The organism is Pseudomonas sp. RL_15y_Pfl2_60 (assembly GCF_963970595.1).
Taxonomy (GTDB): Bacteria; Pseudomonadota; Gammaproteobacteria; order Pseudomonadales; family Pseudomonadaceae; genus Aquipseudomonas.
In genome coordinates, this window is the sequence record NZ_CAXAOE010000004.1 from 439,807 (window position 1) to 458,417 (window position 18,611).

An 18,611-nucleotide genomic window follows, 5' to 3' on the forward strand; every position below is an offset into this window, starting at 1 on the left:
TTAGTGAATTGTGAGGAGTGCAGCGCCAGCCAATAAACCGGCTTGCAAAAATAGACTCGGGCGTTGCGCAAAAGTTCTCCCCTCCAACCAAGCTTCTTGCAGATTTTTTTCTGCTCTGCATGAAACTGCGCAGGTCAAGGCGGCGCCATTGACCTGCGCAAATAATCTTAGAACGTTTAGATTATCGTCAAAAGCCGCGATCTAGAACCAATCTGGCACGATAAACAAACAATGTCCCTCTCCGGGCGACCGCCAATAGAACCTAATAACTCATAAAAAGTTCCCTTGGCGCTCACACCGCATCAAGCCGGCTATTGTGACGCGCGCCCCCTCTATATACTAGTGGGGCATTTTCGCGGAATCAGCTCATGAACCACCATTTTCAACACGATGTTCTGGTTATTGGCAGCGGCGCTGCCGGCCTTACCCTCGCTTTGACCTTGCCGGCGCACCTCAATATCGCGGTATTGAGCAAGGGCGCCTTAGCCAATGGCTCGACTTTCTGGGCCCAAGGTGGTGTCGCGGCGGTACTCGATGACCTCGATACCGTTGAGTCGCATGTAGAAGACACCCTTAATGCCGGTGGCGGCTTGTGTCGCGAGGATGCCGTGCGCTTCACCGTTGAACACAGCCGCGAAGCTATCCAGTGGCTGATCGACCAAGGTGTGCCGTTCACTCGCGATGATGAAACTGCACGCGAGGACGGTGGTTTTGAGTTTCACCTCACCCGCGAAGGCGGCCACAGCCACCGACGCATTATTCACGCAGCAGATGCAACAGGCGCGGCAATATTCAAAACACTGCTTGAGCAAGCCCAGAAGCGTGACAATATCCAGTTGCTTGAGCAGCGCGTTGCTGTCGATTTGATCACCGAGCGCAAGCTGGGCCTGGACGGCGACCGCTGCCTCGGCGCTTACGTGCTGAACCGCGAAACCGGCCACGTTGACACCTACAGCGCGCGCTTCGTTATTCTCGCCACTGGCGGTGCAGCGAAGGTATACCTTTACACCAGCAATCCGGACGGTGCTTGCGGCGATGGCATCGCCATGGCCTGGCGTGCGGGCTGCCGGGTTGGCAACCTGGAGTTCAACCAGTTCCACCCGACCTGCCTGTACCACCCACAGGCCAAAAGCTTTCTGATCACCGAGGCCCTGCGCGGCGAAGGTGCCCACCTCAAGCTACCCAATGGCTCGCGCTTCATGCAGCGCTTCGATGAACGAGCCGAACTCGCTCCGCGCGATATCGTGGCCCGGGCAATCGACCATGAAATGAAGCGCCTGGGTGTCGACTGCGTCTACCTGGATATCAGCCACAAACCTGCCGATTTCGTGAAGTCACACTTCCCGACCGTCTATGAACGCTGCCTGGACTTCGGTATCGACATCACCAAAGAGCCGATCCCCGTGGTACCTGCTGCGCACTACACCTGCGGCGGCGTGGTTGTCGATCAAGCGGGTCACACCGATGTACCCGGTCTATATGCAATTGGCGAAACCAGTTTCACCGGCTTGCATGGTGCCAATCGCATGGCGAGCAACTCATTGCTGGAGTGCTTCGTCTATGCCCGCGCAGCGGCGGACGACATTGCCCGCCAACTTGACGACATCGCCATACCGCACAACGTGCCCGACTGGGATGCAAGCCAGGTTACCGATTCTGACGAGGATGTGATCATTGCGCATAACTGGGACGAATTACGCCGCTTCATGTGGGACTACGTTGGCATTGTGCGGACCAATAAGCGCCTGCAACGAGCCGAGCACCGTGTCCGCCTGCTGCTAGATGAGATCGATGAGTTTTACAGCAACTATAAAGTCAGCAGAGACTTGATTGAGCTGCGCAACCTGGCACAAGTTGCCGAACTGATGATCCGCTCGGCCATGCAGCGCAAGGAGTCACGCGGCCTGCACTACACCTTGGACTACCCCGAGATGCTCGCGCACGCCGAGGATACTATCCTGCAGCCCCCCATCTACGCGGGCTGAACTTAAGCCGAACGCGCAAACGCCTGTGCTCGGACTCGAGCATGGCGTCGCGTGGAATGCAAAGGGTATGTGCCATGCGGCTTTGCGCTGGACCTTCCCAGCGATAACGCAAGACGATCAACCAAGGCAGCGCGAGACTGTCTGGCAACAACTGGATCGAGCGCCAACCCTGGGCATCGCTCCACAGCTGCCAGTCATCATCGATCCGGCGCAATGCAGTCAGCGCATCCGGGGCGGTCAGCGATATATACCGCGGATAAACCCAGGCCATATGCAGCCCGCAGACCAATGTCGCGCTAGCACTTGCCCAGTCAGGAAGATCAATTGCCCACAAGGTTGTAAGGGCGAGCAATTGGACAGCCAGGTAGAAAACACCCAGGCGCACCGATGGTCGCCAGCGAAACTCGAAGCGACTACTTGGGCTGGACACGGTCCAGGATCATGCGAACCATACGCTTCAAATCCTCATCTTCCGGCTCGGCGCGCTGCATAAACCAGCCGAACATGTCCTGGTCCTCACATTCCAGCAACTTGACGTAGCGCGCCTGATCTTCAGGGCTGAGGTCTGAGTAGACCTCTTTAACAAAGGGCACCAGCAACACATCCAGTTCAAGCATGCCGCGACGGCTATGCCAGAAAAGACGATTGAGTTCAGTCGAGTCGACCATTGGAAAGATCCTTGAGCAAGCCAGGCATTGATATAGCGCGCCAGTATACCGGCGAATGCCCAGGCTGTTGACCCTGACTGTCGGCCACGGCCCAAAAAGCAATCGCATACTGGCGCTGACAAGTGCTTACGGGCGCTCTATGATGAGGCCCTAACTTTTTCCAGCGATACTTGATTGCCATGGTTGATACCGCTTTCTTTTGCACACTCAGTCACGAAGGCATTCTCACCGTACGCGGCGCGGACGCCAACAAGTTCTTGCAGGGCCAACTGACCTGCAACCTCAACTATCTCAACGAAAGCCATTCAAGCCTGGGCGCACGCTGCACACCCAAAGGCCGGATGATCTCCAGCTTCCGGGTTGTCAGCGTGGATGATGGCTACCTACTAGCAATGGCGCTTGAACTGGTAGAACCACAACTCGCTGATTTGCAGAAATACGCCGTGTTTTCCAAGTCGAAACTGACTGACGAAACCAATCAGTGGGTGCGTTTTGGCCTCAACAATTGCGATAAAGCCTTGCAAAGCCTTGGGCTCGATCTAGCCCCGAGCAATGACAGCGTCGCCCGTCACGAGCATTTGATCGCCGTGCGCGTGGGTAGCAACTGCGCCGAACTCTGGGCGCCAGCCGCACAAGCCCAAGCCCTTGAGCAACACTTGAGTGAGCACGCGGCACCCGCAGACCTCAACCAGTGGCAACTGGCACAAATTCGCCTGGGCGTCGGCCATGTACAAGGCAGCACCCGTGAGCTGTTTATTCCACAGATGCTCAACCTTCAGGCATTAGGCGGGGTCAGCTTCAAGAAAGGCTGCTACACCGGCCAGGAAATCGTCGCGCGCATGCAGTATCTCGGCAAGCTCAAGCGTCGCCTGTATCGCTTGACCCTCGACAGCCAGCAACTGCCCGCACCGGCAACAGAGATATTCTCCAGCGTACACAGTTCCTCGGTCGGTGAAGTGGTCACAGCAGCGCATAGCGACGACGGCATCGAGCTACTGGCCGTGTTGCAAAATGACGCAGCCCAAAGCGCTGACTTAAAGTTGGGCCACGCTGACGGCTTGCCCCTGCGCCTGCTCGACTTGCCCTATACCCTGGACTCGGATCGCGATATCCAGCGCTGAACCCAGCCAAGCTGGTATGCGGCAAAACTCATAAAAGCGAAATACCACACGCGATAAAACTGAACCGCTGCGTAAACTTCAAGTTGCCCAACCTACACGAGAACAACGATGAGCAAACTTGCCGAAAAGGTCCAACAGGAACTGATTGAGGCCATTGATAACGATCAACTCGTCCTACCGACATTGCCTGAAGTGGCGCTGAAAGTACGCGATGCTGCTGAAGACCCGGATATCGGCGTGCCACAAATCAGCAAAGTCATTGGCAACGACGCAGCGCTCACTGCTCGCATTATCAAGGTGGTCAACAGCCCGCTTTTGCGCTCCAGTCGCGAAATCACCGATTTGCAGATGGCTATCAGCCGCCTGGGCATCAATTACACCTGCAACCTGGCTATCGGCCTGGCCATGGAGCAAATGTTCCAGGCAACCACGGACGTGGTGGATCGAAAAATGCGCGAGGTGTGGACCAAGAGCACCGAAATCGCAGGCATCTGCCATGTGCTTTGCCGTCACTACACGCGCCTGATGCCCGACCAGGCAACTCTTGCAGGATTGGTGCACCAGATCGGCGTGCTGCCGATCCTGACTTACGCAGAGGAAAACAGTGAGCTACTGGCAGACGCAATCAGCCTGAGCCATGTGATCGACAATATTCACCCCATCATTGGCGACCGCATTCTACGCGCCTGGGATTTCCCCGAGCTGATCAGCATGGTGCCCAGCCAGCACCTGGATTTCAGCCGCAACAGCACCAAAGTCGATTACGTCGATATCGTTCAGGTAGCCACACTGCAAAGCTACCTGGGCACCGACCACCCTTACACCCAGCTTGACTGGAGCGAGATTCCTGCATTCGCCAAGCTGGGCCTGGACCCCAACGTTGACGTCCAGGAAGACCAGGACCTGGCAGCCGACATGGAAGCGGCCATGAAAATGCTGCAGTGATACAGGCCCAAGACTTCCTTGGCGGATTCAAGGAAGTCTTGGTTCACAGTGTTCAGGCGCCTTCAACTGCGAGAAACGACACCCGCACGCGCAAGCCGCTACTGGCGGACTGATGAAGACTGATCTGGGCCTGATGCGCTCGACAGATCTCACCGACAATAGCCAAACCCAAGCCTGCCCCAGCGCCCTGCGCATTGCGCCGGTAAAACCGCTCGAAGACCTTTTCACGCTCAGCCTCCGGAATACCTGGGCCGTCATCTTCGACCTCAAGAATGCAAGGCTCGGCGACTCGAATAATCACATTGCCGCCCGCCGGGGTATGAACGATGGCGTTATCCACAAGGTTGGAAAGCAGCTCGTTGAGCAGCGTCGGCTCACCATTCAGCCAAATCGGTTTATCGGCCTCCAACGCCAAGGAAACCCCGCGAGCATGCGCCAGCGGCGCCAATGCCAAACCCAGCTCACGGGCCAACTGACTCAGATCAAGCTGCTCGGCGCCACCTTCGGCGATTGCTCGCGCACCGCTTTCTATTCGCGCCATGGATAACAACTGGTTGGCCAAATGGGTCAGGCGATCGGTGTTTTGTGCGGCGTCTTGCAAAGTGCTTTTCCACACCTCAGGTTTGTCCGAACGCAGCCCCAACTCGACCCGTGCCTTGATCGCCGCCAGCGGGGTACGCAATTCATGCGCGGCGTCGGCAATAAACTGTGACTGACGCTCGAACAACTGGTGCAAGCGCTCATTGAACTGATTCAAGGCCCCGACCAAGGGCCGCAGCTCACGCGGCATGTCAGCATCCGGCAGCGGACGCAAATCTTCCCGAGCACGCTCAGCAACTGTGCGACGCAAACGGTTTAGCGGGCGCAAGGTAGCGCTGACAGCCAACCACACCAAACCAAGGGCACTGACTGAAAGCAAGCCCATGCGCCACAGAGTGCCGTATAGCAGTTCGCGTGCAAGGCGCTCGCGCGCGCCTTGGGTTTCAGCCACTCGAATCTCGGCCAAACCGTTTAACTGCGGTTCGCTGACCGGCTGCCAAAGGCTGACGACACGCACGCCCTGGCCCCGATATTGGCCATCATAAAAATGCGCAAGCGCGGGGTAATCATCGGTTCGCTTGGTGCCAGGCGGTGCGGCAGGCAGGTCGTCATAACCGGAAATCAGGGCACCGTTCAAGCCGATGACCTGATAATAAATTCGTCCGGCGCTGTCATAGGCAAAGGTGTCCAGCGCTACGTAGGGAACGTTGGCTCTGAGCCTGCCCTCTTCTGTATACAAGCCATCGGCAATCGCCCGCGCAGACGCCAGCAGTGTACGGTCATAGGCGGTGTCTGCGGCACGCCGGGCACTCAGATAAGCACTGACACTGCTGACCAGCAAGATGATCGCCAGCAAAATAGCCAATCGCCAAAGCAGGCGCCCGCGCAAGCTACCCACTTCAGCCACTGACAGCCTCCAGCAGATAGCCAAGGCCCCTGAAAGTAACGATTTTCACCGTGTCGCCTTCGAGCTTTTTACGCAAGCGATGAATATAGATTTCAATCGCATCGGCACTGGCATCCTCGTCCAGGCCAAACACTTGTGCGGCCAATTGCTCTTTACTCATGACCCGTCCTGGGCGGGCGATCATTGCCTCAAGCACTGCTTGCTCACGCGAGGTCAGGGTCAGCAACTCATCATGCAGATGAAAGCGTCGCGTCGCCAGGTCGTAAACCAGCTCACCACAGCGCTGTACTTGCTCGCCGCCAAGCATGCTACGACGCAGCAACGCCTTGACCCTCGCCTCCAGCTCGCTCAGCTCGAAGGGCTTGGCCAGATAGTCATCAGCGCCCAGATTCAAGCCGTGAACACGGTCTTTCACTTCTCCACGCGCCGTGAGCATCAACACCGGCAAGGTGTTGCCACGATCACGCAAACGGGCCAGCACCTCGAAACCGTCCATGCGCGGCAAGCCGATATCAAGGATCGCCAGGGCATATTGCTCACTGCTCAGGGCCAGGTCAGCCGCCACGCCGTCATGCAGCACATCGACAGTCCAACCCGCACTTTTGAGCGCCTGCGCCACACTTGCCGCAAGCTGCGGATGGTCTTCAACCAACAGTATTCGCACCATCGTCTCCAAGATCAATGTACGCGGTTAAAAACAGCGCAGCAGTTTACCCGTGCTGAAACAACTGTGAAGCACGCATTCGCCAGCAATGGCTAGGGCAAATACTTTCAGCAATGAAAGGTTGCTGAAAGCTTGACCCAATAGCATCGGTCTCAAGTGGCTCGATCCACTTACCCGAGCGGATAGCACAGTGGCGTGCATCTGCTACAAAAACAACAACATCGGAGACCACAGGATGCCATCAGCATCAAGCAAGACATTTACGCCTATTAATCTGCTAAGCGTAGCTGTCAGCACCGCATTGCTCGCCCCCACTGCCCATGCCGAGTTCTTTAAAGACAGCTCCGGCACCTTGACTGCCAACAATATTTATCTGAATCGCGACTTCCGTGAAGGCTCCGGCCAGAACAAACGCGAAGAATGGGCACAGGGTTTTATCTTCGATATTCAATCAGGTTACACCGAAGGCACAGTCGGCTTCGGGGTTGATGCATTGGGGTTGCTCGGCCTGAAACTTGATTCCAGCCCAGACCGCACCGGCACCGGCCTGTTGCCGACCCATGACGATGGTCGCGCGGCGGATGATTACTCGCACCTGGGGCTGACCGGCAAGGTTAAGATTTCGGCGACCGAATTGAAGGTCGGCACCTTGATGCCTGAACTGCCTACGCTTAAAACCAACGACAGTCGTATCCTGCCGCAAACCTTCGAAGGCGGCTTGATCACCTCCAAAGACATCAGCAACCTGACCTTCACCGGCGGGCGCATCGATGAAGTCAAGGATCGTGACTCCAGTAACAACGAAGACCTTGCGCTGAATAACAAGAACCGTCGCTTTGCCAGCTCGGCAACGGCTGATCACTTGACCCTGGCTGGCGCCGACTACCAGTTTACCGACCGCATTACCGGTCGATATCACTTCGCTGAACTTGATGACATCTATCGCCAACACTTCCTTGGCCTGAAAGCATCACAACCGATTGGACCGGGCACCTTTACGGCAGACCTGCGTCTTTCGCTGAGCGATGACCACGGCGCCGCCAACGCTGGCAAAGTTGATAACCGCGCCCTCAACGGCATGGTCAGCTATGGCCTCAGTGGCCATAAGCTAAGCTTGGCCTATCAAGACATGAGTGGCGACACTGGCTTTGCCTACGTCGACGGCACTGATCCATTCCTGGTCAACTTTGTGCAAATTAACGATTTTGCCAATGCCGATGAACGCTCGTGGCAAGCGCGCTATGACTTCGACTTCAGCGCAATAGGCGTGCCTGGCCTGAGCTTCCTGACCCGCTACATCAGCGGTAGTGATGCTCAAATCGCTGGCAGCACCGAAACGGGCGATGAGTGGGAGCGCGACATTGAGCTCAAGTACGTGGTCCAGAGTGGCCCAATGAAAGACTTGTATGTACGGCTGCGTAACGCTTCTTTCCGTTCAGACTTTGCCCGCAACGCCGATGAAAACCGCATCGTGATCGGCTACTCATTAGCCGTCTGGTAAGCACAATAAAAACCCAAGAGGAACAGTCAATGAAAACTGCCTTTACCCGAATCGCCCTGGCCACAGCCTGCCTGGCATTTGCCGGTCAACTGCTCGCCGCAGACCCCAAGCGCCCTGAATGTATCGCCCCGGCCAAGCCCGGCGGTGGTTTCGACCTGACCTGCAAGCTGGCACAAAGTGGTCTGAAAGATGGCGGCCTGCTGAAAAAGCCCATGCGCGTCACCTATATGCCTGGCGGTGTTGGCGCCGTTGCCTACAACGCCGTTGTCGCCCAGCGTGCTGATGATCCAGGCACCATCGTGGCCTTTTCCAGTGGTTCGCTGCTGAACTTGGCGCAAGGCAAGTTCGGTCGTTATGACGAGTCAGCCGTGCGTTGGCTGGCGGCGGTCGGTACTGACTACGGCGCGATCACCGTGCGTGCAGACTCGCCTTACCAGAACCTTGACGACCTGATCAAAGCCCTGAAAAAAGACCCATCAAGCGTAGTCTTCGGTGCCGGTGCAACCATCGGCGGCCAGGATTGGATGCAAACCGCGCTGATCGCCCGCGCAGCTGGTATCGACCCGAAAAACCTGCGCTATGTGGCCTTTGAAGGCGGCGGCGAAACCGTTACCGCCATGCTCGGTGGCCACGTTCAGGTGACGAGCAGCGGCCTGGGTGAAGTCACCCCGCAGATCGAAGCCAAGAAGATCCGTATTCTCGCGGTACTGTCCGATGAGCGCCTGCCGGGCAAACTGGCAGATATCCCAACGGCTAAAGAACAAGGCTACGACATCACCTGGCCGGTTATTCGCGGCTTCTACGTAGGCCCTGAAGTCAGCGACGAGCAGTACAACTGGTGGAAACAGCAGTTCGACACCATGCTCGCCAGCGAAGACTTCGCCAAGCTGCGTGAGCAACGCGACCTGCTGCCCCTGTCGCTGACCGGTGATGAACTCAAGACATTCGTCTTCAAGCAAGTTGAAGACTACAAGAAACTTGCCGGTGAATTCGGCCTGGTCCAGTAAAGCCAGGACCAGTAAAACCGGGCTCACCCAGCCTGAATGACGTGGGCGCACTGCGCCCACGCACTAGACGCCTGTCAGCGTCGATTTTTTACGAGATTTCCGCCATGTATGTCCGCTTGTTCTCTGCGATCTGGTTGCTGCTGTGCATCTGGCTCGCCTTCGTCGCCTGGGGTTTCCAGGCACCCTTCGCCTACGACCCAGTGGGTCCGCGCGCGTATCCGCTGCTGCTGCTGGGGCTGATGGGCGCTGGCTCGTTGTGGCTGGTCATCAAGCCGGGTCTGATGGAACAACAGCTGCACATCCCAACCGTGAAACGGTCGGCCATGTGTGTGCTCGTACTGCTGGCCTATGCCCTGATGTTTGAACCACTGGGTTTTGTTTTAAGTACCAGCGTTGCAGTTTTCCTGCTTGGCCTGCTGTTCACCGGCCGCCCGCTGCCGTGCCTGATCAGCGCCGTATTGATGGGTATTCTGCTGTTCGTGCTGTTTGATTATTTGCTGGACGTGCCTCTGCCGCTCGGCGTGCTAGAAGCCTTCGTGGAGGATTGAGATGGAAACGCTAACTTATTTGTTGCAGGGCTTCGACGTCGCCACACGCCCGGCAAACCTGTTGGTCGCGCTGTTCGGCGCCTTTGTCGGCACCATTGTCGGCCTGCTGCCCGGCCTTGGCCCTATCAACGGCGTGGCGTTGTTGCTGCCCTTGGCATTCGCCCTGGGCTTACCCCCGGAAACAGCACTGATCCTGCTGGCAGCGGTGTATCTGGGCTGCGAGTACGGCGGTCGTATTTCGGCCATTCTGCTCAACGTACCGGGCGATGCTGCAGCGGTAATGACCACCCTCGATGGCTATCCGTTGGCGCGCCAGGGTAAAGCTGGTATTGCCCTGTCTTTATCCGCGGTCAGTTCGTTCATCGGCAGCATTATCGCCACCTGCGGCGTGGTGTTGTTTGCGCCGCTATTGGCGAAATGGGCCGTGGCGTTTGGCCCTGCCGAATACTTTGTACTGATGATTTTCGCCATTGCCTGCCTCGGCGGCATGGTCGGTGACAAACCGGTAAAAACCCTGATGGCCGCGCTGATTGGCCTGGCACTTGCCACCGTTGGGGTGGACTCGACCACCGGTGTCTACCGCTTTACCTTCGGCAGCGTCAGCCTCTCGGACGGCATCCAGTTCGTCATCGTGGTGATCGGCTTCTTCAGTGTCAGTGAAGTGCTGTTGATGCTGGAAAAAACCCACAACGGTCAAAAAGCGGTCAAGGCCAGCGGCCGCCTGTTGTTCAACTTCAAAGAGTTCTGCTTCACCTTCTGGACCATGGTGCGTAGCGCCGTCGCCGGTTTTGTCATCGGCACCTTGCCTGGCGCCGGTGCAACCATTGCCAGCGCCATGACCTACATGACTGAAAAGCGCATGGCGGGTGACAGCGGTAAGTTCGGTGAAGGTGACCTGCGTGGTCTGGCCGCGCCAGAAGCCGCCAACAACGCTTCGGCTTGCGGCTCGCTGATCCCGATGCTGACGCTGGGTGTTCCAGGCTCTGGCACCACTGCCGTAATGATCGGCGCGCTGACTCTGTACAACATCACGCCAGGCCCACTGCTGTTTGAACAGCAACCCGATGTGGTTTGGGGCCTGATCGCTTCGCTGTTCATCGGCAACGTGATCCTGCTGGTGATGAACATCCCGCTGGTTGGCCTGTTCTCCCGCATGCTCAGCGTACCTAACTGGGTGCTGGTGCCTGCGATCACCGTGATCAGCATGGTCGGCGTATATGCCGTACACAGCACCACATTCGACCTGGTTCTGATGATTTTGCTCGGTGTGTTCGGCTACATCTTGCGCAAGCTCGACTTCCCGCTCTCGGCGGTGATTCTCGGCTTCGTACTGGGCGAACTCATGGAAGACAACCTGCGTCGCGCCTTGTCCATCTCGGCGGGCGACCTGGGCATCCTCTGGTCCAGCCCAATCACCCTGATCCTTTGGGCGCTGGTGGTGTTGATGCTTTCGCTGCCGGGTTTCCGTTGGTGGCGAGCGCGTAAAATGCGTATGGCGCATGCCTAACCTGCCCTTCCTGGCGCGCCTGCCTAGCTGGTGGGCGACGCCACTGATCGGTGCGGTCGGTGGCTATTTGGCCAGCCTTGTAGGCTGGCCTTTGCCTTGGATCATCGGCTCACTGCTTGCGGTCATCATTGCCCGTTGCAGTGGCTGGCTGGTGACCGAAGTGCCTTCGGGTCGCAAAGCCGGGCAATGGATAGTCTCCAGCGCCATCGGCCTGCACTTCACCAGTGAAGTCATGGGGCAACTGCATGATCATTTCGGAGTCATCCTAGCCGGTGCATTCGGCACCTTGCTCCTGAGCGTGATCGGCATTGCAGTATTGCGCCGATCAGGGGTTGATCGCGCCACTGCGTTTTTTTCCAGCATGCCGGGCGGTGCCAGCGAGATGGTGAATTTCGCCCAACGGCACAATGCCCAAACCGCCCGCGTTGCCGCAGCCCACAGCATGCGTTTATTGCTGGTGGTATTGATTGTTCCTGCGATATTTACCTGGAGCCTGCCCCCCATGGAGCGCCCTGCTCCAGCTCCTGTTGATTGGATGTGGCTGGCAATCCTGATGCCTGCCGGTGCGCTGCTAGCCATTATCTGGGGCAAGCTCAAGCAACCCAACCCCTGGATGCTTGGCCCTCTCACCGCTTGCGCCATTGCGGCCTGCACCTTTGACCTGCACATCGGCCTCCCGCCGGGCATGGGTCAAATAGGCCAATGGCTGATTGGCTGCGCACTGGGCTGTCACTTTGATCGAGCCTTTTTCCGCAGTGCTCCAGGCTTCTTGCTGCGCATCCTGCTGTTCACCTTGCTGGCGATGATCACCGCAGTATTGCTGGCCAAGGGCTTGGGCCTGATTGCCGAACAAGACCCAACCTCGTTGATGCTTGGCATGATGCCGGGCGGTATTACTGAACTCTGTCTCACCGCTGAGGCCTTACAACTGTCTGTGGCCTTGGTGACCGCACTGCAAGTGCTGCGCTTGTTTATGGTGATGTTCTTGGCTGAGCCTTTATTCAAGGTTTGGCAAAAGACTTGATCAAACACCAAACACAACAAAGACCACGTTTAACCCGCCATATGTGCGGGTTCTTTTTTACTGAAGATGTCAGGAACACAGTCGATCCGTAAAGCTGTCATAAGCTTGATGTCAGATAGTGTCTGAGGCAGTACGAGACAGAGGCAGGTTAAATGATACGACTCAAAGCTCTGGTCAGCGCAACGTTGCTCTGCATCACCCTAAGCGCATGCAGTATGGTCGGCTTTTCGTACAAGCACATGGACTGGTGGTTGATGTGGAAGATTGACGACGCCCTCAATCTCACGTCCGAGCAAAAAAATCAGCTCGAACCCCAGTTGCAGACCCTGTTGAACTGGCATTGCAGCGCAGAATTGCCCAATGCCATCAGTTGGCTGGAACAAAGCCAGCTGCTACTTGAGCAACCCGCGCCCAGCAGTGCAGCCATCAGCTTGCAAATCAAGCAGGTCGACACTGCCTTCAAGCGCATTGCCCGGCAGATCACATCTCCGGCCACGCAACTGCTTGGCGGCTTGTCCGACCAGCAGGTAGCCCATTTGTATGCGTTCCTGAAGGAGCAAAATCAGGAAGACCGAGAAGAGTTTATCGATCCGCCGCTTGCCACCCAGATCAGCGAGCGCAGCACGCGTATGCAAGAGCGCCTTGAACCGTGGCTTGGTCAGTTGAGTGCTGCGCAGATAAAGCGTATCGACAGCTGGTCAGCCAGCCTCGGCGAGCAAAATCGTATCTGGCTGGAGAACCGCTCAGCCTGGCAGAGTGCACTGCGCAGCGCCTTGGCAATCCGTCACACAGAAGCCTTTGCGGCGCGCCTGCGACCATTAATTGAGTCCCGTGAAGATTTCTACACCCAAGACTACAAGCAAGCCAATCCCAAAGCCCAGGCAGCACTGGCCGACTTGCTGAGCGATCTGGTTGGTCAGGCCACTGACCAACAGCATGCGCAGATCAGCAAGCGGCTGAACACGTTGCAAGCGCAACTGACACAGCAAGTCTGTATTCCGGCGGCGCCGTAATCTGCCGCAACGCTTCAGCTCAAGGCTTCAACCGTTAAAGGTAACTTCCAGTTGATCCCTTGCAACTCGTGCTGCTCGAGGAATTTATTGGCGCGGGTGAAGTGGCCGTTGCCAATAAAGCCGCGATAGGCTGATAAAGGCGAAGGATGCACCGAGCGCAAAATCAGGTGTTTGGTGCTATCGATCAACTTCTCTTTGCTCTGCGCATGGGCGCCCCACAGCATAAACACCACATGCTGCTGATGGCGGCTGACCGTTTCAATCACCTTGTCGGTAAAGAACTGCCAGCCTTTCTTGGCGTGGGAGCCCGCATTGGCGCGCTCTACCGTGAGTGAGGTGTTGAGCAACAACACGCCCTGCTCGGCCCATGACTGCAAGTAACCGTGCTGGGCAATATCGATATTCAGGTCGCGTTTTAGCTCTTTATAGATATTGAGCAAGGAAGGTGGCGTGGCGACGCCAGGTTGCACCGAGAAGCACATGCCGTGGGCCTGGCCCGGCCCGTGGTAGGGATCCTGACCGATGATGACCACTTTGACCTGATCCAGCGGCGTCGAATTGAATGCGCTGAAAATCATCGGTCCCGGCGGGTAAATTTCTTTGCCTGCCGCTTTTTCGGCGCGCAAAAACTCACCCAGCTGCTTCATATATGGCTGGTCAAACTCATGACTCAATGCCGCTTTCCAGCCTGCCTCAAGTTTGATGCGATCACTTGCGCTCATAGGTGTCTTGATGCCCAACAAGAATAAAAAATAAGACCCAGCCCGGAGTTGCTGTCGTTGCGCCGCGCCAAGCAGCGAAATGGTAACAGACCCATTGATTGGCCTGCATCACAGCCTTGGATACAGCTTGTAAGCCGCCACTAAGCTGCCAAGACTGAACCTCCATCGCCGAGGATACGCCCATGAACAGCTCAACCGAGACAGATGCCGTATCAGACCTGTCAGCCCCGCCTGCCGAGCCTCATTTCAGCCGTGAACAACTTGAACAGGCGCTGGATAAATCGCCTTTTGCCCAGCTCATCGGTTTTAGCCTGACCCATTACAGCGCGGGCTCGATCGAGATGGAGGTAGTTCCGCGCAAGGAACTGTGTCAGCACCATGGCTTCGTCCACGGCGCCGTAATCGGTTTTATGATCGACAGTGCCTGCGCCTGGGCGGCGGCTTCGATGGTCGGTGACGTAGTGACCAGCGAATACAAGGTCAACATGCTCGCCCCGGCGCTGGGCGAGAAATTGATTTGCCGCAGCGATGTGATCAAGGCCGGTAAACGCCAAGTGGTGACGCGTGCAGATGTTTTTGCAGTACGCGACGGCCAGCAAAAAATCGTCGCCACCGGCCTCGCCACCATCGCCCGCGTCTAGGCTGGACAGATCAACCCTGATGCAGCGCGCGGTAATGACTGGGCGCCATGCCGACCACTTTGCGAAACAGGCGCGAGAAGTAATACACATCCTCATAGCCCAGTTGCTCGGCAACCTGGCGAATGCCCTGCTCGCCCTCGTCAAGCAAGCGACAGGCGTGAGCCATTTTCAGCTGGATGAAGTCCTCAATCGGCGCTTGCCCGGTCAGCGCCCGATAGGTCTTGGCAAAGTGAAAACGGGACAACTTGAACTGCGCGGCCAGCTCGTCAAGACTCAAGCTGCCATGCAGGTGCGCGCGCATCACCGCTTGCACCGCATCGACATCCAGCACCCGGCCAGACTTCAGCTTGACTCGCGCCGGCAACACTGCAAGCGATGCCAGCAACGCCTGAAGCTGATGCGCCGCATAGATAAAATGGCGCAGGCCCAACCCCTGCTTGCGCAAGTTGAACAGTGCATCCAGCTCCGCCAACACCCGGGGTTGAACACCGATTCGCCACAATGGCCCCTTGCCCAGCGGGCGTAAAAAGTCGCCAACCAACTCGCCGTCAAAGTGAATCCAGTAGATGGTCCATGGCCTGGATTTGTCGGCGCCATAGGCATGGGGCTGGCCTTTGGGCAGAAGCAGCAAGTCGCCACCGGCCACATCCAATCGTCCATCAGCCGTCTCAAGCCAACCCTGGCCAGAGCGACAGTAGATCAACAAATAGTCATCCGGCGCCGAGCGCTGCATGCGGTGATTGAGCGCATTGGGATAGAAACCCAGGGCCAGGGGATAACAGCCTTGGGTCAGTGTATTTCGAGCCATGACCCGGCGCAGGCGCGGCGGCGTGATAAAGCGCAAGCCATTGGCGGGTAGCGGCCAACTGGAAGTTTCGACTTGGCTGTTCATTGGCTATCGTCCATTGCTAACGAATGCGTAAGGCCAAGATAGTCCATCTACCTGACAAGATCGTCAATCCACAAGCGTCACCACAAGCGCTATAACAAGCTGAAAATAACAATCAGACCCAATCAAGCATGGCGCAAAAGTCGCGCACAAGGTTGAGGTCTTCAGCGGAGGCAAGAATGTCCAAGACCATTCCCCAGTTGATCGAAGGCCAGTGGCGGCAAAGTCGCAGCAGTGAATTTATCGAAGTCACTGACCCTGCAACCCAAGAGGTGCTGGCGCTTGCGCCCAAAGCCACCGCTGAAGAAATTGAAACCGCAATCGCCAGCGCCAAGGCAGCCTTCCTGACCTGGCGTGAAGTGCCGGTGCCAGAACGGGCGCGGGTCATGCTGCGTTATCAGCATCTGCTCAAAGAGCATCACGATGAGCTTGCCGAAATTCTTGCGCAGGAAACCGGCAAGACCTTTGCCGATGCCAAAGGTGACGTCTGGCGCGGGATCGAGGTGGTCGAACAAGCCGCCAATATATCCAGCCTGATGATGGGCGAAACCGCTGAGAACGTTGCCCGCGATATCGATACCTCAAGCTGGATCCAGCCGCTGGGCGTCTGTGTCGGCATTACTCCATTCAACTTTCCGGCGATGATTCCGCTGTGGATGTTCCCGCTGGCTATTGCTGCGGGCAACAGCTTCATCCTCAAGCCTTCCGAGCAAGACCCTCTGACGCCCAACCGCCTGGCTGAACTGTTTATCGAAGCGGGTGCGCCCAAAGGTGTGCTGCAAGTGCTGCACGGCGCCCGCGAAGTGGTCGACAGCCTGCTCACCCACCCGGATGTTCGCGCCGTCTCGTTCGTCGGCTCTGTCCCGGTTGGCCAGCACGTGTATCGCACCGGCACCGCACACCTGAAGCGTGTGCAAGCCTTCGCCGGGGCGAAAAACCATATGGTGATCATGCCTGACGCCAACAAGGATCAGGTCTTGAGCAATTTGGTCGGCGCCAGCTGCGGTGCGGCGGGTCAGCGCTGCATGGCGATCAGCGTGGCGGTGTTTGTCGGCGAGTCGAAACAGTGGATTGATGAATTACGCGCGCAAATGGCCGAACTCAAGCCCGGTTACTGGAATGATGCTTCTGCCGCTTACGGTCCTCTGATCAACCAGCAAGCCAAGCAACGGGTCCTGCGGCTGATAGCCGAAGGTAAAGCCGAAGGCGCTGAATGCTTGCTGGATGGCTCGCAATGCCAGGTTGAAGGCTACCCCAACGGCAACTGGGTCGGACCGACATTATTCAGCGGCGTAACCCAGAAAATGGCGCTGTACCGCGAAGAAATCTTTGGCCCGGTGCTGGTGTGCATGCAGGTCGATACGCTGGAAGCAGCCATAGAGCTGGTCAACGCCAGTCCATACGGCAATGGCACTTCGATCTTCACCCGTTCCGGCGGCGCTGCGCGACGTTACCAACATGCCGTTGAAGTGGGCCAGGTCGGGATTAATGTCCCGGTGCCGGTGCCGCTGCCGTTTTTCTCCTTTACCGGCTGGAAAGGCTCGTTCTACGGTGACTTGCATGCATATGGTAAACAGGGCGTGCGTTTTTTCACCGAAACCAAGACGGTCACCAGCCGCTGGTTTGATGAAGACTCAGTGGCCAGCCACAACATGACGATCCAACTGAAATAACTCGCAGCGGGTGATTAAGCCTGAACAGGACATTCACCCGCCTTAACCGCATGTTTTCACGCTGCGAAAAGGACGAGCTATGGATTTTGAGTTAAGTGACGAACAGCGTTTGCTGGTCGCCAGCGCACAGGCATTCGCGCGCAAGGAACTGGCCCCGCATGCCGCGGACTGGGATCGTGATCACCACTTCCCGGTCGATGTTATTCGTCGCGCGGCGGATCAGGGTTTTCTCGGGTTGTACATTGATGAAGACAACGGCGGGCTTGGTCTTTCACGCCTGTCATCGGCGTTGATATTTGAACAGCTGGCAGCGGGATGCGTGGCCACTACCGCGTTTATCAGCATTCATAACATGGCCGCCTGGATGCTCGCCTCTTTCGCCGATCAGGCATTGAAAAAGCGCTGGCTACCCGGCCTGATCAGCGGTGAAAAACTGGCTTCATATTGCTTGACCGAGCCTGATGCAGGCTCTGATGCTGCCAATCTACGCACCCGCGCCAGACTCGACAGCGACACCTATGTGCTTGATGGCAGCAAGTGCTTTATCTCCGGCGCCGGTGCCACCGAAGTGCTCATCGTCATGGCGCGCACGGGTGCGGAAGGCGCCAAGGGCATCTCGTGTTTTTTGGTCCCGGCCGATACCGACGGCATCACCTACGGGCGCAATGAGCTGAAAATGGGCTGGTGCGCGCAACCGACCCGCACCATCACCTTCGCCAATGTACGCATACCCGCAGGCAATCGCATCGGCCCCGAAGGCCAGGGTTTTGTCTATGCCATGAAAGGCCTCGATGGCGGGCGCATCAACATTGCCAGTTGTTCGCTCGGTGCCGCACAGGCGGCGCTCGAACAGTCACTCGGCTATGTTGAACAGCGCAAGCAATTTGGCCAGCAACTTAGCGATTTCCAGTCGGTGCAGTTCAAGTTGGCAGACATGCTCACCGACCTTACCGCCAGCCGGCAAATGGTGCGCATGGCCGCAGCCAAACTGGATACCCAGCACAGCGAAGCCGGACTCTATTGTGCAATGGCCAAGCGCTTTGCCACCGACCATTGCTTCACCCTGTGTAACGAGGCGCTGCAAATTCATGGCGGCTATGGTTACTTAAACGACTATCCGCTGGAGCGCTGGGTGCGCGACAGCCGTGTGCATCAAATACTCGAAGGTACTAACGAAATCATGCGGGTCATCATCGCCCGCCGACTTTTGCAGCAAGACGGTATGCTCGATCGGCTGCTGTAAAACAAACAAGGTT

The 18,611-nt window shown here is 57.2% G+C and carries 18 protein-coding genes; 12 read left to right on the forward strand and 6 right to left on the reverse strand.

All coding sequences use genetic code 11. The annotated features are described in order from the left end of the window. Positions 1-368: 368 nt before the first annotated feature. A complete protein-coding gene (nadB, locus tag AACY26_RS13720) occupies positions 369-1,985 on the forward strand; it encodes an L-aspartate oxidase (protein ID WP_339514917.1) in 1,617 nt (538 codons plus the stop codon). Here the strand turns inward: nadB and AACY26_RS13725 are convergent. Both AACY26_RS13725 and AACY26_RS13730 read right to left on the reverse strand, forming a co-directional pair. Then, entirely contained in the window at positions 1,954-2,415 is a 462-nt protein-coding gene (locus AACY26_RS13725) for a protein YgfX (RefSeq protein WP_339514919.1), read from the reverse strand. The two genes, nadB and AACY26_RS13725, sit on opposite strands and share 32 nt — an antisense overlap. Then, the gene (locus AACY26_RS13730) at positions 2,399-2,653 is read right to left on the reverse strand and encodes an FAD assembly factor SdhE (RefSeq protein WP_339514921.1); all 255 of its coding nucleotides are present in this window, start codon (positions 2,651-2,653) and stop codon (positions 2,399-2,401) included. Before AACY26_RS13730 ends, AACY26_RS13725 begins: the two co-directional genes overlap by 17 nt. A 179-nt stretch (positions 2,654-2,832) precedes the next feature. On the opposite strand from AACY26_RS13730, the gene ygfZ reads away from it, so the two are divergent. Beyond that, positions 2,833-3,774: a CAF17-like 4Fe-4S cluster assembly/insertion protein YgfZ gene (ygfZ, locus tag AACY26_RS13735; protein WP_339514923.1), complete on the forward strand. Its 942-nt coding sequence runs from the start codon at positions 2,833-2,835 to the stop codon at positions 3,772-3,774. Between the two features lie 108 nt (positions 3,775-3,882). After that, positions 3,883-4,719 carry an HDOD domain-containing protein gene (locus AACY26_RS13740; protein ID WP_339514925.1) on the forward strand — a complete coding sequence of 279 codons (837 nt, stop codon included), beginning with the start codon at positions 3,883-3,885 and terminating at the stop codon, positions 4,717-4,719. Positions 4,720-4,771: 52 nt separating this feature from the next. Here the strand turns inward: AACY26_RS13740 and AACY26_RS13745 are convergent, their stop codons facing one another. Both AACY26_RS13745 and AACY26_RS13750 read right to left on the reverse strand, forming a co-directional pair. Then, positions 4,772-6,166 (reverse strand): sensor histidine kinase, encoded by a 1,395-nt coding sequence (locus AACY26_RS13745; RefSeq protein WP_339514927.1) that lies wholly within the window; start codon positions 6,164-6,166, stop codon positions 4,772-4,774. After that, positions 6,159-6,830: a response regulator gene (locus tag AACY26_RS13750; RefSeq protein WP_339514929.1), complete on the reverse strand. Its 672-nt coding sequence runs from the start codon at positions 6,828-6,830 to the stop codon at positions 6,159-6,161. Before AACY26_RS13750 ends, AACY26_RS13745 begins: the two co-directional genes overlap by 8 nt. A 235-nt stretch (positions 6,831-7,065) precedes the next feature. On the opposite strand from AACY26_RS13750, the gene AACY26_RS13755 reads away from it, so the two are divergent. The 6 genes from AACY26_RS13755 to AACY26_RS13780 all read left to right on the forward strand — a co-directional run bounded on the left by AACY26_RS13755 (position 7,066) and on the right by AACY26_RS13780 (position 13,430). Continuing rightward, positions 7,066-8,331, forward strand: coding sequence for an OprD family porin (locus AACY26_RS13755; protein WP_339514931.1), 1,266 nt, complete (start codon positions 7,066-7,068; stop codon positions 8,329-8,331). Positions 8,332-8,360: 29 nt separating this feature from the next. Beyond that, the gene (locus AACY26_RS13760) at positions 8,361-9,338 is read left to right on the forward strand and encodes a Bug family tripartite tricarboxylate transporter substrate binding protein (RefSeq protein ID WP_339514933.1); all 978 of its coding nucleotides are present in this window, start codon (positions 8,361-8,363) and stop codon (positions 9,336-9,338) included. Between the two features lie 104 nt (positions 9,339-9,442). Beyond that, on the forward strand, positions 9,443-9,886 hold the full coding sequence (locus AACY26_RS13765) for a tripartite tricarboxylate transporter TctB family protein (RefSeq protein ID WP_339514935.1): 444 nt from the start codon (positions 9,443-9,445) through the stop codon (positions 9,884-9,886). A 1-nt stretch (position 9,887) separates the two neighbouring features. Then, positions 9,888-11,393 (forward strand): tripartite tricarboxylate transporter permease, encoded by a 1,506-nt coding sequence (locus AACY26_RS13770; protein WP_339514937.1) that lies wholly within the window; start codon positions 9,888-9,890, stop codon positions 11,391-11,393. Continuing rightward, complete coding sequence (locus AACY26_RS13775; RefSeq protein ID WP_339514939.1) at positions 11,386-12,417, forward strand: AbrB family transcriptional regulator; 1,032 nt, start codon at positions 11,386-11,388, stop codon at positions 12,415-12,417. Before AACY26_RS13770 ends, AACY26_RS13775 begins: the two co-directional genes overlap by 8 nt. 152 nt (positions 12,418-12,569) lie before the next feature. Continuing rightward, positions 12,570-13,430 (forward strand): DUF6279 family lipoprotein, encoded by an 861-nt coding sequence (locus AACY26_RS13780; protein WP_339514941.1) that lies wholly within the window; start codon positions 12,570-12,572, stop codon positions 13,428-13,430. Between the two features lie 14 nt (positions 13,431-13,444). On the opposite strand, the gene ung is transcribed toward AACY26_RS13780, so the two are convergent. After that, positions 13,445-14,152, reverse strand: coding sequence for a uracil-DNA glycosylase (gene ung / locus AACY26_RS13785; protein WP_339514943.1), 708 nt, complete (start codon positions 14,150-14,152; stop codon positions 13,445-13,447). Positions 14,153-14,334: 182 nt separating this feature from the next. Between ung and AACY26_RS13790 the strand changes: the two genes are divergently transcribed. Next, positions 14,335-14,793: a PaaI family thioesterase gene (locus AACY26_RS13790; RefSeq protein WP_339514945.1), complete on the forward strand. Its 459-nt coding sequence runs from the start codon at positions 14,335-14,337 to the stop codon at positions 14,791-14,793. Between the two features lie 10 nt (positions 14,794-14,803). Here AACY26_RS13790 and AACY26_RS13795 read toward each other — a convergent pair whose 3' ends face one another. Beyond that, positions 14,804-15,685: an AraC family transcriptional regulator gene (locus AACY26_RS13795; RefSeq protein ID WP_339514947.1), complete on the reverse strand. Its 882-nt coding sequence runs from the start codon at positions 15,683-15,685 to the stop codon at positions 14,804-14,806. Between the two features lie 176 nt (positions 15,686-15,861). On the opposite strand from AACY26_RS13795, the gene AACY26_RS13800 reads away from it, so the two are divergent. Both AACY26_RS13800 and AACY26_RS13805 read left to right on the forward strand, forming a co-directional pair. Further along, positions 15,862-17,355, forward strand: coding sequence for a CoA-acylating methylmalonate-semialdehyde dehydrogenase (locus AACY26_RS13800; protein ID WP_339514949.1), 1,494 nt, complete (start codon positions 15,862-15,864; stop codon positions 17,353-17,355). Between the two features lie 79 nt (positions 17,356-17,434). Next, positions 17,435-18,598 carry an isobutyryl-CoA dehydrogenase gene (locus tag AACY26_RS13805; protein ID WP_339514951.1) on the forward strand — a complete coding sequence of 388 codons (1,164 nt, stop codon included), beginning with the start codon at positions 17,435-17,437 and terminating at the stop codon, positions 18,596-18,598. Positions 18,599-18,611 lie beyond the last annotated feature (13 nt).

Excerpts from the sequence above, each read along its gene's own strand:
- ygfZ (WP_339514923.1), top strand. The coding sequence starts at position 2,833 with ATGGTTGATACCGCTTTCTTTTGCACACTCAGTCACGAAGGCATTCTC.
- AACY26_RS13780 (WP_339514941.1), top strand. The coding sequence starts at position 12,570 with ATGATACGACTCAAAGCTCTGGTCAGCGCAACGTTGCTCTGCATCACC.
- AACY26_RS13740 (WP_339514925.1), top strand. The coding sequence starts at position 3,883 with ATGAGCAAACTTGCCGAAAAGGTCCAACAGGAACTGATTGAGGCCATT.
- nadB (WP_339514917.1), top strand. The coding sequence starts at position 369 with ATGAACCACCATTTTCAACACGATGTTCTGGTTATTGGCAGCGGCGCT.
- AACY26_RS13775 (WP_339514939.1), top strand. The coding sequence starts at position 11,386 with ATGCCTAACCTGCCCTTCCTGGCGCGCCTGCCTAGCTGGTGGGCGACG.
- AACY26_RS13800 (WP_339514949.1), top strand. The coding sequence starts at position 15,862 with ATGTCCAAGACCATTCCCCAGTTGATCGAAGGCCAGTGGCGGCAAAGT.
- AACY26_RS13795 (WP_339514947.1), bottom strand. The coding sequence starts at position 15,685 with ATGAACAGCCAAGTCGAAACTTCCAGTTGGCCGCTACCCGCCAATGGC.
- AACY26_RS13755 (WP_339514931.1), top strand. The coding sequence starts at position 7,066 with ATGCCATCAGCATCAAGCAAGACATTTACGCCTATTAATCTGCTAAGC.
- AACY26_RS13760 (WP_339514933.1), top strand. The coding sequence starts at position 8,361 with ATGAAAACTGCCTTTACCCGAATCGCCCTGGCCACAGCCTGCCTGGCA.
- AACY26_RS13765 (WP_339514935.1), top strand. The coding sequence starts at position 9,443 with ATGTATGTCCGCTTGTTCTCTGCGATCTGGTTGCTGCTGTGCATCTGG.
- AACY26_RS13805 (WP_339514951.1), top strand. The coding sequence starts at position 17,435 with ATGGATTTTGAGTTAAGTGACGAACAGCGTTTGCTGGTCGCCAGCGCA.
- AACY26_RS13770 (WP_339514937.1), top strand. The coding sequence starts at position 9,888 with ATGGAAACGCTAACTTATTTGTTGCAGGGCTTCGACGTCGCCACACGC.
- AACY26_RS13790 (WP_339514945.1), top strand. The coding sequence starts at position 14,335 with ATGAACAGCTCAACCGAGACAGATGCCGTATCAGACCTGTCAGCCCCG.
- ung (WP_339514943.1), bottom strand. The coding sequence starts at position 14,152 with ATGAGCGCAAGTGATCGCATCAAACTTGAGGCAGGCTGGAAAGCGGCA.
- AACY26_RS13730 (WP_339514921.1), bottom strand. The coding sequence starts at position 2,653 with ATGGTCGACTCGACTGAACTCAATCGTCTTTTCTGGCATAGCCGTCGC.